Annotated in this window: 12 protein-coding genes; 4 read left to right on the top strand and 8 right to left on the bottom strand. The window is 46.2% G+C overall.

Features of this window, described 5'->3' with window-relative positions; all coding sequences use genetic code 11:
- Positions 1-66 precede the first annotated feature (66 nt).
- On the top strand, positions 67-678 hold the full coding sequence (locus tag G8759_RS08970; protein ID WP_167207149.1) for a hypothetical protein: 612 nt from the start codon (positions 67-69) through the stop codon (positions 676-678).
- A gap of 114 nt (positions 679-792) precedes the next feature.
- Here G8759_RS08970 and G8759_RS08965 read toward each other — a convergent pair whose 3' ends face one another.
- A complete protein-coding gene (locus tag G8759_RS08965) occupies positions 793-2,277 on the bottom strand; it encodes a helix-turn-helix domain-containing protein (RefSeq protein ID WP_167207147.1) in 1,485 nt (494 codons plus the stop codon).
- A gap of 280 nt (positions 2,278-2,557) precedes the next feature.
- On the opposite strand from G8759_RS08965, the gene G8759_RS08960 reads away from it, so the two are divergent.
- On the top strand, positions 2,558-2,890 hold the full coding sequence (locus G8759_RS08960) for a hypothetical protein (RefSeq protein WP_167207145.1): 333 nt from the start codon (positions 2,558-2,560) through the stop codon (positions 2,888-2,890).
- Between the two features lie 182 nt (positions 2,891-3,072).
- Here the strand turns inward: G8759_RS08960 and G8759_RS08955 are convergent, their stop codons facing one another.
- Together G8759_RS08955 and G8759_RS08950 are read right to left on the bottom strand one after the other, a co-directional pair.
- Positions 3,073-4,374 (bottom strand): aminotransferase class V-fold PLP-dependent enzyme, encoded by a 1,302-nt coding sequence (locus G8759_RS08955; protein ID WP_167207143.1) that lies wholly within the window; start codon positions 4,372-4,374, stop codon positions 3,073-3,075.
- A gap of 72 nt (positions 4,375-4,446) precedes the next feature.
- Entirely contained in the window at positions 4,447-5,781 is a 1,335-nt protein-coding gene (locus G8759_RS08950) for an NAD(P)/FAD-dependent oxidoreductase (RefSeq protein ID WP_167207141.1), read from the bottom strand.
- A gap of 357 nt (positions 5,782-6,138) precedes the next feature.
- Between G8759_RS08950 and G8759_RS08945 the strand changes: the two genes are divergently transcribed.
- The gene (locus G8759_RS08945; protein WP_167207139.1) at positions 6,139-6,948 is read left to right on the top strand and encodes an AraC family transcriptional regulator; all 810 of its coding nucleotides are present in this window, start codon (positions 6,139-6,141) and stop codon (positions 6,946-6,948) included.
- Positions 6,949-7,019: 71 nt separating this feature from the next.
- Positions 7,020-8,453: an alpha/beta fold hydrolase gene (locus G8759_RS08940; protein ID WP_167207137.1), complete on the top strand. Its 1,434-nt coding sequence runs from the start codon at positions 7,020-7,022 to the stop codon at positions 8,451-8,453.
- A gap of 10 nt (positions 8,454-8,463) precedes the next feature.
- On the opposite strand, the gene G8759_RS08935 is transcribed toward G8759_RS08940, so the two are convergent.
- The 5 genes from G8759_RS08935 to G8759_RS08915 all read right to left on the bottom strand — a co-directional run bounded on the left by G8759_RS08935 (position 8,464) and on the right by G8759_RS08915 (position 13,904).
- Positions 8,464-8,805, bottom strand: a complete 342-nt coding sequence (locus tag G8759_RS08935) for a hypothetical protein (RefSeq protein WP_232074185.1) — start codon at positions 8,803-8,805, stop codon at positions 8,464-8,466.
- A gap of 15 nt (positions 8,806-8,820) precedes the next feature.
- Positions 8,821-9,447 (bottom strand): hypothetical protein, encoded by a 627-nt coding sequence (locus G8759_RS08930; RefSeq protein ID WP_167207135.1) that lies wholly within the window; start codon positions 9,445-9,447, stop codon positions 8,821-8,823.
- Between the two features lie 40 nt (positions 9,448-9,487).
- The gene (locus tag G8759_RS08925) at positions 9,488-9,850 is read right to left on the bottom strand and encodes a hypothetical protein (RefSeq protein WP_167207133.1); all 363 of its coding nucleotides are present in this window, start codon (positions 9,848-9,850) and stop codon (positions 9,488-9,490) included.
- Positions 9,851-10,098: 248 nt separating this feature from the next.
- Positions 10,099-13,140, bottom strand: coding sequence for a ligand-binding sensor domain-containing protein (locus G8759_RS08920; protein ID WP_167207131.1), 3,042 nt, complete (start codon positions 13,138-13,140; stop codon positions 10,099-10,101).
- The gene (locus tag G8759_RS08915; protein ID WP_167207129.1) at positions 13,137-13,904 is read right to left on the bottom strand and encodes a LytR/AlgR family response regulator transcription factor; all 768 of its coding nucleotides are present in this window, start codon (positions 13,902-13,904) and stop codon (positions 13,137-13,139) included. The genes G8759_RS08920 and G8759_RS08915 overlap by 4 nt, the downstream gene beginning before the upstream one ends.
- Positions 13,905-13,914 lie beyond the last annotated feature (10 nt).

Raw genomic sequence — 13,914 nt, 5'->3', positions numbered from 1 at the left:
GAATTTGTCATCGTTCTATCTGGCACATCCAGTTTCACCGGCAACCTACTTAAACAAGTATACTTTATGAAAAAGCTACAATCTACGTTCGCCATTCTTACTAGTGTATGTTTGTTTGTGCTGATTACCAATTCGGCGCTTGCACAATTTTCGGTTGGCATTAATGGCTCTGCGGCCTCTTCGGATGTTGAAGGCTCCGAAACATTCTATGGTGGCGGTTTGAATGCCAAAATTTTCCCCACGTCTAACTTTGCTATTGGACTGGGCATCAAAGCCTTTGGTGAATCCCGCAAGTTTAGTGCAGCAGGTCAAACTCTTGAGTACTCAGCGGGAATTATTCCAATTACGGCACTAGTCGACTATTATTTCACCGATGGTTTCTTACGTCCCTATATTGGTGCAGAAGTAGGCGTCTATGCTGTGGCGAGTTCCATTAAGTTTAATGGGCAGGAAAGCAGCAAAGTTAATTCGACGAATGGGGGCGTTGCTCCGAAAATAGGTCTATTACTCGCCATTGGCAACCTGGGTATTTTTGCCGAAGGCGCTTATAACATAATCTTTGGTAACAAAGATGGAAACGCGAATGTAGGCGGACTCAATAATGTCAACTTTGACAAGACCTCGAAGTTTTTTACCGTTAATGTCGGCTTACAAATTGGTATCCCTGGCGGAAAATAATCGCCTGATCGCTTTCAACCGGGTCTTGTAGTTGTCATTCTGGCGTAATAGCTAACCGCCGGAATGACAACTACAGCTTATGACCGGCATTCCGGGAAGGTAATGAATACGCTCCTATCGCAATTTCTCCATTGCCTTCTTCATTCCGGCAAACTGGCGTTTTTTCTGCAACACGGTTGGGGCCGCTACCCGCTCGCGACAATCGAAAATACCGCAACGCTCACAAGCTTCATTGACGATGCGAAACGGTAAATCGCCGGACGGGGAATTCATAAACTTCATTTTGCTTTTCAGGGCATCGTTCACGGCAAAACACATCGAGACACTGATGTTCTGCTGAGTTTGCGGCTGAAAGGGATGGGCAACCGAAATAATCAGGTATTGAAGTCCAGAATCGGCGTATTCAGACAGCTGCGCCCGACATAGAGTTCCGTCAAACTCTTTATTCTGCTGCAACGATTGAAGCTCCTGCAGAATAGTCCAGGCAATCCATCGGCGGCAAAAATGCTCATCGACAATACCGCGCGGCCCCTGTTGCCGCGACAGGTGCATTTCCTTCGTCAGTTGGAATGTTGTCTGGCCTGCAATGTGATTGAAGCGATAGAAAAATAATTGATCGATCCCGAAATGACTGGGTAATACGTTGCTAAGTCGATAGAAGAATCGCTCAGGAGTAGAGCCAAAATCGGTGATGAGTTGCAAAAAGGCTTCGTTGCTCCATGTATCACGAGCAAATAAATCAGTCAATTTTGCCACCAGTGCATCCCGCCGGATCAGGATAGCTCCGGCAAAATAAGATGCTTTATAGTTATTCAGAATCTGCTCGAATGACTCCGCTTCGACCCAGGAGTAAGTATAAGGCCTGTTCTTCAGACCCAGATACTGAAATCCAACCTCCCGTGCTAGAATAAAGGCCCGCTGTTCGGCCGTTAGTGCTGCATTGAGGTGCAATCGACGATGCTCTGGCCGATAAACCGACCGCAGGGATACTAGTTCAGGTTGCGTGAGAGGGTCAAACTGCTCAATGTGAATATCGTAACGTGTCTTAAGTAAGTTTATCAGCAACGCTTCGCCAACAGGCTGACCCTGCTGGGCAAATTCATTCAGGAAGCGTTCGGCATCCGTTTCAATTTCCGGAAAGTAGTTATCATGCATTTCCTGATACGACCGTAACATGGTCAGATACAGGCGTTCGACACTCATGTTGTAGCTCAGGGCAATATCCATGAACGTGCGAATCATGGCACTAACTTTAGCCGGAGCCTCGGCCAGCAATTCGAGAAGATCTGAGGGATCGATCCCAAAGAGTTCAAGTGGAATTTCGGTTAAGAACTTGGAGCGCAATAGATCGGATATTGGCTCCAGCTTCTTACTGAGTTTCAATGAAACAAGTGCATCATAATCTACCTGCATGGCATTGGCCAGGGCAGAAATCTTATCGGCCTTGGGGTATTTTCGCCCCTTTTCGATTTCTGTTACATAAGAGACAGACAAACCTGACTGCTGTGCCAGTTCACTGACTGACAAGCCCTTGTCGAGTCGCATTTGGCGCATTTTCAGGCCAAACAACAGGCGGATATGATCAGCGGGTAGATTCAACGGATACGTGAGTAGTTAATGAGATTATAAACCGTATGGCGTAACAACAGGATAAACGATATACTACAAAAGAATTGGTAAAACTACAAAACTGCCGTGAATGAACCTTATACTCTTAAAGCATCGGCCATATTATACTGAGCCATCGAACCCATGAATAGAACCCGATGGCTATGATTTGGCTAATACGACTACTAAATGCAAAAAACCATAAAAATATTCGCACCCTTTAAGTGACTTTTATTTAATCATAAAGTCAAATAGTAACAAGCCCACGATTATGGATGCCCAGGACGCCATCAGGTATAAATACGAAGAATTAAAATCTGCCAGTGGTTCTCAAGACCTGGAAACAATCAATGAAATAGTTGTTGATATTCTTTCACTTTTACACAAGCAATGGAGCAGTATGGCAGGTACCCGAAAAGATACCTACGAAGAGGCTTATTGCTTAGTCGATAATACATTCACAGCCCACCAGACAACAAAGCAGGACACAACCAATAGTTATTATCTAAACGAAATTGGCCTGCAAATTGGTCGTGATCTGCATCCGGTTCTAGCCACACCACCCCTAAGGCCCTCAAGAGCAAATAAAAGAATCGTGAGTTAATCAGGATACTCATTTTTAGGGCATTCAAGAACAACAAATCCCGCTATCATGCATGATGGCGGGATTTTTCAATTAAAGGGTTGTTTTTTTCGTAGTGATCGAACGAATTCAACGCCTGATTCGCGTTGTTAAATTCCAGCTTTAGGGCGCACCTAAGTAAAACTATTATTGACCAGGCCCGCTTAACTCTTTTTCTGCTTGCCTGCCATACTGGCAATAGCCGCAACCAGGCGATCGAGGTCTTTCGGTGTCGTGTATACATGAGGAGTTACGCGGACACCGTGAATATTCTCCCAGTCAATGCCAACAGCGTGAATCTTATGTGATCCGAATAACTGGCTATCGACTTCCGTCGATTTCATACCATCAACCGAGAACAGCGCGATAGCTCCTGCCCACTCAGGTTTGAGCGACGTATGCACATGTACACCCGGAAGGTCACGAACCCGTTCGGCCCAGTAGTTTTTGAGGTAATGTAATCGAGCCTGCTTCCGGGCCGACCCAATGGCCTGATGAAAATCGACGGCGGTTCCAATCGCCATTTCGGACGCAAACGACCGCGTCCCCAGCGACTCAAACTTCCGAATATCTGCCCCGTCGGGTTCAGTGTTCGATAGCAGCGCCCAAACGTTTTTTATTTTGTCTTTCCTGATGTAAAGCATACCGCTGCCGAATGGCGCACAGAGCCATTTATGGAGGCTGGTAGCATAATAATCGCAGCCGAGATCGGGAATTTTGTAGTCGAGGTGAGCATACGAATGTGCACCATCGCAAATAACCTCAATGCCTTTAGCATGAGCAGCATCGGCAATTTTTCGGACTGGCATTATCTGACCGATCCAATTGATGATGTGTGTAATATGAACCACCTTTGTGCGGGGAGTAAACGCTTTCACGTACTTCGCCACCAGTTCATCTTCGTTTTCGGAAGGCAATGTCAAATCAAGCCAGACCAGTTTGATACCATCCCGTTTCTCACGCTGTTTCCAGGCATTGATCATATTCGGATAGTCCTGTTTGGTCAATACGATTTCATCGCCCGGTTTGAGATTCAAGCCAAAAATTACGGTGTTCAGCCCTTCGGTCGAATTACGATTGATGGCCAGTTCATCGGGTAAGCACCCCGAAAGATCGGCCAGCTTTGACCGCAATGCTTCCCGCCCCTGATCCAGAACCCGCCACATGTAGAATGACGGCGCTTCGTTCGCGAATTGATAGAACCGAATGTGCGCATCCTGTACCGACTTCGGCTGCGGGCTAACTCCGCCATTATTAAGGTTGAGTACGTTTGGTGAAACCGTAAACTCAGTTTTAACCCATGCCCAGAAATCTTCGTCCTGTGCCCACTGTTGCGGTGATTTTAACGTCTCAGGAAACTGCTGTAATGACGTCAGCGTGTTTGTTTCAGACCAGTCGGGCAGGACCAATGGACTGGCGGCTGCCGCGCCAAGCTGTCGCATGAAGGATCGACGGGATTGAGGCATAGCGGAACGAGTTTACGAGTGAATAAAGAAGGCTATGCCAAGATACCAAACACGCGCCGAAATCACTAGCAATCAACCTTTAAACAAATTAAATAACCCTTTTTTTGCCTTTAACTTCAGCTCGCGACCTGGGTTTTCAGCATTGAACTGCGCTATTATCGCAGGCTCGTACTGCCGAAAAAACTCCGGATCGAAGTTAGCCTGAGGGAGGTGCTCCAGCACATAGCGTATGTCTTTACCCTCAACAATCCACTGCTGCCAAACTTCCTGCCGTTGCCGAATTCCGAAGGTGTTCATACCGACTACGGCTCCGCCAGTCTCCCGATAATTAATCCGTAAGGCAATTTTCCCGCTCAGATGTTCCCAATAAAACGATTGCTCGCCATCGGGAAGCTGATTAGAAACAGTACCATAGGTTTGATATTCAATATCGAAAAACTTCGCTGAGTTAAAGAAAACTCCTGGCTGATACGATGTTCGATTACCCAGAATTGTTCTGGCAACGGTTTCGCCCATCATGCGCCCCGTATACCAGATCTGCTCCACTGGCTTCCGACCCGGCGGGGGTGTTCGGTGCTGCACGCAATCACCAATAGCATACACGTCCGCCATGTTTGTTTCCAGATATGGACTGACCAGAATACCTCTGTCAGTTTCCAGAGGGGTATTTTTCAGGAAATCAATACTGGGACTAACGCCAACGGATATGCCCACAAACTGAGCCGGAATTTCGGTACCATCCTTCGTGATAACCGACTTAACCCGGCCCGTATCATCACCCTTCATTTCGGCCAGTTCCGTCTTGGTCTGGATATCGATGTGATGCTCCCGAATATGACGGGTCACTAACGCCGATTCTTCGGCGGGTAACACAGAGTTCCAGAAACTATCTTCGCGTACCAGAAACGAAACCTGAATCCCGCGCGAATTCAACATTTCGCAGAGTTCGATGCCAATTAACCCTCCTCCAACGATTACCGCCTGCCCGATCCCTTTTGTACTGGCCTCCATTTGGTCGAGATCAGGTTTCCCATATAGTCCCTGAACGCCCCTCAACTGCTGCCCCGGCCAACCGAAAAAATTTGGTTTAGAGCCAACCGCCAGAATCAATACATCATACGAAAGTGTCTGTCCATCAGAACATATAAGTCTCTTCTTGTCAAATTCCACACTTGTTACCTGTGCTCTTACCAGCTCGATCCGGTTTTTCGCCCAAAACCAATCCTCATAAGGCTTTGTATGGTGAAACTCCAGATGCCCCATATAAACGTACATCAGAGCGGTCCGGGAGAAGAAATGATCGGTTTCAGCAGAGACGACTGTAATACGGTCATCACTTTTTTTACGGATCTCACGGGCAGCGGTGATACCAGCAATGCCGTTACCAAGAATAGTGATATGGCGCATAAAAGATGAATCAGAATGTTGTTTTTAGGGCGCTGGCGCTGCTTCCAAACGTCCACTGCTAACCGGCAGATTCAACAAAATACGACATTATTCACCAAGCAGCTTAGTCTTCCGGGTGACAAATACGGAAAATACGAATTAAACGATTACTCAGTGACCTCTGATACGTTAACGGGTAATAGACAGTTGGCTTACTAGCTCGCAAAAAGAAAAGTCGGCAAAGAGAAGCCATCCGTATGAACATAACTGGTATCTCCTTAACTTAACCTCTGAAGTGCCAATGCAATCAATACGTTACGTAATCGGGGAATAACTGAATTGCCAATGGATCAGGCAGTAAACGCATGTCGACATCAAATGACCGAGATTTTCGATAATATTCGAAAGCTCTACCGATTCTACACACCCCGCCATGAACTCGCCAATTATATTGAGTTTTTCTCTGAATCATCGGCGGAAGAAACCTATCATCATGTCGGTGATAATCGATTCATCATCAAGATGTTTCCCAGCTGGACACCGACTTTCTATATCAATTTAGGGCAACCTTATCAGTTAGCTGTTGGCGCTAACCGCTTCCTGATTCAAAAGAGTACGGATGTACTTATCCTGAGAAATAATATCGTTGAACGGCATAATTTGCCAACAGATCACATTTTCACCATCAAGTTTTTTCCGGGCGGGCTCGAAGCGATACTGGGTATCAATCAGGTTCAGTTTTCCGACCAGGTGGTGAAATTAGAAACCGTTTTGCCTGAAGCCCTGATTCATCGGGTCAAACAATTAACTGATTTTGACCAGCGTATCGAATTGCTTGAGAATTTCTTTTTAAACCAATACAAGAAGAAAAAAGCCAGTGCGTATTACGTTGATGTCGTGCAAAAAGCCATTGAAATCCAGGCAGCCAGTAACATGGAATTTACGAGCAGCCAACTGGCTAGTGAGCTATTTGCGACCAACAAAACTCTTTATCGCTACTTTATTAGGGTGATCGGCACCACACCCAAACAGTATTTCGCTACCGTACGAGCCAGAATGGCCTTAGCTGGTTATGTAGCCAATAAAAAACTATTTTCTCCCGACGATTATGGCTATTACGATATGAGCCATTTCTACAAAGACGTCATCCGGTTCACTGGCAGTAAATTAATTGAGAACGTCGGTTGAAGATGTCCATTTTTTACTAAAAATCGGCCCCTCCCCTCTTTAGATTTGTCGAAAATTAGTTCATAAACAGTATGACTAACTCTTCGATACTGATAGGTCTGTTGACGCTATTTCTGCTACCCATTTCGAATGCCCAAAGCCAGCCGGGCGTTGTCCGTACGCTTGAGCCATGCGCTTGCCCGGTAGCGGTAGACACGAGCTTTCGCACCCGCTGTGCTTACCTGATTGTGCCCGAGAACCGGAAACTAAAGAATGGAAAAACCATTAAGCTGCCCTTTGTGCTGGTACAAAGTAAGAATCCCAATAAAAGGAAAGACCCGCTTCTGTTTACGGGCGGTGGGCCAGGAGGCAGTTCGCTGGGTTGGGCCAGGGGAGTTGCCCAAAGCCCAATCATCAACGACCGCGATTGCATTGCCTTTGAGCAGCGGGGCACGCGCTATGCTCTCCCTAATCTATGGAGCGGTGAATTAGATGATGCAATTAGAGAGTCTTACCGCAAAAATCTGAATAAAGACAGTATGATGGTTGTTGGCGTTAAACGCTACAAAAAGGCGCTGGAAGCAAAAGGAATTGACCTCTCAGGCTACAACACCGACGAAACCGTATCGGACATTCACGACCTGCTGGCCACTTTACAGATCGATTCCGTCAATCTGTCGGGTATCTCCTATAGTGGTGGGCTCATGCTGGCCGTGCTTCAGAAAGACCCTGCCCGGATTCGATCCTTGATTCTGGATTCACCGCTCCCAACGTTCGTTCCGATCGATGAAGATGAGCCAGCCAATTTTAACGAATCACTCACTGTCTTATTCCGCCATGTCGATAAAGATTCGACTAATAAAGCATTGTATAGCAATCTGAAAGAGAAATTCGAGCGCTATTTCACCTCCATCGATGGGAAATCATTTAATATTCCTTATGTGGAAAAGGGCACTACCGATACACTGCGTATTCAGTACACCAGAAGCGACTTATTAGGCGTTCTCGTGAACACGCGCATGAAACACATTCCTTATGTGATTACCGAAATGATAAAAGGGAATCACTATAATTACATTAAACGAACCCTTGATGGCATTTTTGAACACAATTCGGCTCCTTCAGGCATGAGAATTTCGGTTTATTGTGCCGACCAGACCGCTTATCACAGCGAGAAAGTAGGCCACCAACTCTATGATGCATACCCCTACTTAAAGGGTTATCACATTAACGATGTCTATAAAGAACTGTGTGATTGCTGGAAGGTTCCACCCATAAGACCGGAAACCAAGCAACCTTTCTATTCCAACAAACCGGCCTTATTAGCCGATGGCGAAATGGACAATGCCTGCCGACCTCTTTACATCGACATGATTCATCATTATATGCCGAATAGCCAGCGGTTGCTTTTCACCAATCATGCACATGGGGTTGGCGGTGACGATATGACTCGTTTTATGCAGTTATTCCTCGATAAGCCGTACCGGAAAATAGAATCGAATAAGAACGATATTATTGCCTATTGATGGCAACTGGTTATCGACCCGGTTCTCTGCCCGTATAAATGGTTATAAAATCATCGTCTATGCGAAAATAACCCTCACTGGTGACCTGATCGCGAACTACTTGCTCGCCAATAAACTGTAAGATAGCAGGCCGCTGCAAAAGGGGCGTTTTGGTAAGTTGCTGCCAGTATTGGGGCGTAGGGATGTTGATAATTGCCAGCGCGTTGCCGCCGGCAAACTCATACCACATGTCAAAAGAAGTCTCCTCACTCCTGAAATGAACGGTTCCACTACGTCCTTCGCTCGTGTAGAGTATGCGGGCGTTGGTCATAAACGACGAAGAATCACCAACCGGATTTTGTTTCTTTGCCATTGACAGTTTACTGGATTAGTTTTTGCCCTGAGTTGAGCTGATCGTTGTTATGCCTGATAACTCAATTTTGCCATTGTTCAGCACTTTTCCCGTTATGGCTTTGACGTACCTATGCGTTGTACCCGGAATTACCTTCCCATCGTCGTTGCACTCGCCACTCACTATCGAATCGGCCGAATAAATCGTGTAGTCTTTTCGGATCAGTAAGGTTTCTGTACAGCTAAACCCACAATCATCGCCACACGCACCGATAGCCAGTTGCCGCTCGCTGATTTTTTCGCCTGATTTGGTAAAGGTGCTTAGCATAACCCTATAGATTTCGGCTGGAGCCAGCCAGACAACCCGATAAACGGTAGCGGTGTCGGGCAGAATGCCGAAACATCGGTTGGGGGTATCGGGGTTGTTGATAAACAGTGTATCGGTAGAATTAGGGTCAGTAGCCGGAAAAATCTCGGGCGAAAAATCAGCCGTGCTTCTGATTTCCATTGGCAACGCTAAGACTCTGAATTTTTGCAGGAATTTATGAAATGCCTTTCCCTTCGCGGTTTCTGGTATCGATTTGGTTTGATCAGTGGAAGTATTTGTGGAGCAGGATGAGGTAAAAAACAGGCTCGTTAACACAATTATTCGTACGTAATTCATTGGTTTGTCGGTAAGAAGAAACGGTGAACGAGCGCCATTCCTAGACCTCAAACGGCAGTTCGTAATCCTTTGTAATGACTTTGGAACTACGCGTTTTTACGGATACCCTGGCCTTAAGGGGCGATTCATTCACCAGATAAAATTTAACGAACTGATCCTGGTAATACATCCAGGATTGGTCTTCCAGTAAATAGTCGGTTACTCCGGCCTTGGATGCCTGATAAGCCCATCGTTCGACATGTAAAGGTTCATAATTGATGATATTACCCATCGAATAAATCTGAAGGCCAGGGAGCGACTTGTTTCCCAGTTCAGTACAACTCACTACCGTGATATTTAGTGATGAACCGTCTTCGAGGTCGCGAACCGACCATTCGTCGATGGTAGTCTTTTCATTCGCCATTGAATTACAATCAGTTAAGTGGTTTTATACAAGCGCCACTCATTTCCATACAGACTTGTTGCCAAATCATCAGGTAGCGCTTCGTTCATGACAAAGGTGTTGGCCTCTGTCACTATGCCCAAAGATTTTAGCACGAATAGTATGGTTGGCCGAACGAATCGCGCAATGCAGCCTATGAGTTGTTAAGGCGGTTCAGACTCCTGCCAGGTGTGTTCTTGGGAAAAGGATATGACACCCGTTGGCCTGACTCAGAATAGTGGTACAATTACTGTAAAATGCGTTGCCGTTTCGTTTACTTCTACCTCACGCTTACTTAAATAATGGTAGAGTGATTTAAGACTGGCCAAACCCTGTTTATTCGAAGTTTCCACGAATAGTTTCCGCTGAAGGGTATTCCTGACAATCAGGCTTTCGGCTTCGGTATACACCTGAATGATGAGCGGATTCTCATCTTCGATGGTATTATGTTTGATGGCATTTTCAATCAGATTCTGAATTGTTACGGGCACAATCTGCCGCTCAAGCAATTGAGGATCCATCGTAAAACTCACCATAAGCCCCTCATCGAATCGTGACTTCTGGAGTTCAACATAATTCCGGGCAAAAGAGAGCTCATCGGCCAGGCTGATCACTTCCTTATCTTTATTTTGCAGGATATACCGGTAGATGGCCGACAACTTTCTCAAAAACAGCGATGCTTCTTTGGGCTTTGTCAGTATCAGGCTATTTAACGACGTCAGGCTATTGAACAGGAAGTGCGGATTCAGGTGATTGATCAGGTTCTGATAATGGATTTCGGCCTTATCGCGCTCCAGCCGGGTTGCCTGTAGGTTTAGGTGGTGTAGTTTCGCGGTTTGATACGCTTTTGATCGAATCGAGCGATACAGTAATCCCAGTACCATCAGGGCAATCAGTGCCCAGAACCACATCGATTTATAAAAGAGTGTATCGATATGAATAGCCAGGGTACTGACTGGCGTTTCGACCCCATTAATATCGACCGCTTTCACCTGAAATGCATAGTTGCCACCGGGCAGTTTACCGTATGAAATACTCCCCGGTGTAATTGCTTCCAGCCAGTTGTTGTCGTACCCTTCGAGTTTGTACAGGTAGCGATAGGGCGTTTCCTGAAGCTGCGCCAAGACAGAAAACTGAATTGAAAAAGTATTGTCAGTTGCCGCCAGGTGAATTTCATTGCCCGAACCCGGCAGCAGATACGTTGTGTCAGGCAGTACCATACTGCTGATCAGCACCGTCTCTTTTGTTGGTGGGCGATTAATTTTTTCGGGTTTAAGCTCAACCAGATACCCTTTTTGCGCCGAGAGAATATGCCCGTTTCGCAAAGGGAACAGATAGTTCTGGTATTCGATATTCGATTGGTTCAGTGGTAACGTAAAATTCAGAAAGCGATTCTTCGCAGTGGAAAACACCGAAAACTTATTGTGAGCACCTATCCAGATCGTACCCGAACGGTCCACCAGAACTGACTCGCAATAATCGTAGGAAAGTCCTTCATTCTCTGTCCAGCGGCTGACCTTTTTTTTATCAGGATCATACCGTATCAAACCGTATCCACCAGAGGCCATCCAGAAACTCCCCCTTTTATCCTCGGCAAACGAGGTAATTGTTTGCTCATGAGGTGTGTTCTGCGGTACATCGACCAGCGTAAACTGGCCATTCTGTTTCGAAAATCGGGCAAGCCCCTCCGGATATACTTCCAGCCAGAGATTTCCTTTCTGATCGATAAGGGAAAACCGCACCATAAATCTGGAGTCTTTCGATGGTGACAGGATCGGATAGCTTGTCCATTTTTTTTGAGTAAGCTGGTAGCAAAATGTTTGTTTGCTTTCTCCAAAAACCCACAAACTGTCGTGTTGCATTCGAAAGTTTCGGAGGTAACTATTCTTCTCCCGAATCACTGGTGGCAACGGTAGGCCGGAGAACGTTTTTCGGGATTTATCGAATACGAACAACGCATTTTGAGTTCCGATATATAATTCATTTCCGTAAGCCTGCAAACCAGTGATTGGCAAGCCATACGGATACTTCGGTGTTCCATCCGGTAGCCTATATACGTCGAGATGATTTGTTAAGGGAAAATAGTGCAGGAGCCCGCGGATTGAGGTGCCAAGCCACCAGGAACCATCAGCATCTTCCAGAAAGCTGATAATACCCCGCTCGTCTAGTAGTTCGGGAAACAATGTACCCAAGTCATATACATCATAAAAAGCCCGCTCTGGATTTGTGTAGGAAATACCATTGACGGTTCCCAGCCAGATTGTACCATCAGGATGTTGCCAGCCTGCCCAGAAAAAATCGGCTGCTATCGATGTATTCTTCGCATTCGTATGAGTTAGTTCTGTACACTGATAGGTCTGGGCTTCGATGTAAAACACGACATGATTCCAGGAACTGGTCCAGAGGTTATGTTGCCGATCCACAAAAATAGTGGCAATGTCAAATACGTCGCGTTGAGCCCGGCTAACCGGTGTAACTGTCCGCTCAATCTGCTGCGTGCGCAAATTGTAGACAACGATCCGGTGATCGATGTTGTCCGAGAAAATCAATCGCTCCGTACCATCCAACGTTAGCGCCGATGTATGATGTTGCGTAAAGATGGGTAATGCGCGGGGATTATGATGGCTATCGGTAAATTGTCGGCTGCTGATGTCAAAATAGCGCAGTCCCCTACCATCTGCTATCCAGAGTCCATTCTGATGAGGGTCCAGCAGCAGACCGTTTTTCACAATTCGGGTCGTTGTTCCCAACGGATCGTGAACAGGATCATACGGAAAAGCTTGAACCGTTCCTGGTGAAATCAGGTACCGAAACAAGCCCTGCCGATCACTTGTGAACCAAATATCACCCTTCCGATCACAGAGAATATTGTTGCACGAGCCGAGTGCACGACCGTTCATTGAATTGATGTACTGAAACTGCCTCGTTTTTTTTCCGTACCACCCAATTCCCCCTTCCAGGGCCATCCAGATGTTGCCATCAAGATCTTCGCAGAGGTCATGTACGGCGTTATTCAGTAGCCCATTCTGGTTGGTACGAAGGTATTTGAAGGTTGTAAAATGATTTCCATCGTAGCGATTTAAGCCATCGAATGTACCGACCCACAGGAAACCATCACGGTCGTGCAGAAAGCAACTGATAAAATTGAAACTTAACCCATCTTCCTCCTGCACGTGCCGAAACTCGAATGACACGGGTCGTTGCTGAGCATTAAGTAACCCCAGCCCGATCCAGCCGTATAGCATGGCCCCTAAAAAAAGAACGACTCTCATTTTTCGAGCCATTTTTTAAAGGAAGGGGCTTTATCGCGGCTGATTTCGATGTCAATTAAATGATTAGGGGCTTTAAGCTTCACAATGAGTTTAAGATTACTCATTCCTTTCACGCTCTGCACAGCCTCCAGGTTAACGATCGTGTGTCGATTGGTGCGGTAAAACTGGTCGGGGTTAAGCAGTGTTTCAATTTCGTCGAGCGAGTCATAATCCAGAATATACCGCTCACCCGTGTTAGTGACCATAAAATTCAATTGATCGCGGGTAAATAAAGAGACCTCCGCCACTTTAACGGGCACCCAGCTGTTGCGGGTATTTCCGAGAAAATGCTCTTTAAATACCGGCTTCACGGGTACATTCAGCGCGAGCATCAACTTTTGGATATCAACAGCTACATTACCCTGGGCTTTAGTCAGCGTACGGGCTTTGTTAATGGCATGTCGTAGCTCATCCCAGTCGACGGGTTTGAGCAGGTAATCGATTCCATTCACTTTAAAGGCCTGAATAGCATATTCATTATAAGCCGTCGTAAAAATGATCGGGCACGAAAGCTTAAATCGATCGAAGACCGTAAAACTCACACCATCAGCCAGTTGAACATCAGCAAAGATCACATCGGGTTCGGCATTTTCGGCAAACCAACGGAGCGCTGTTTTCACAGAGCCTACGGTTCCAATAATCTTAATACCCGGATCGACTTCAGCGATACTCGCCATCAGCTCAAGGGCAACTAACTTTTCGTCTTCAATGATGAGCGCGTTCATGAGAGATCAT

The sequence above is a fragment of the Spirosoma aureum genome (genome assembly GCF_011604685.1).
In the GTDB taxonomy this organism is placed as follows: domain Bacteria; phylum Bacteroidota; class Bacteroidia; order Cytophagales; family Spirosomataceae; genus Spirosoma; species Spirosoma aureum.
This window is presented reverse-complemented; position numbering and strand designations above follow the sequence as displayed.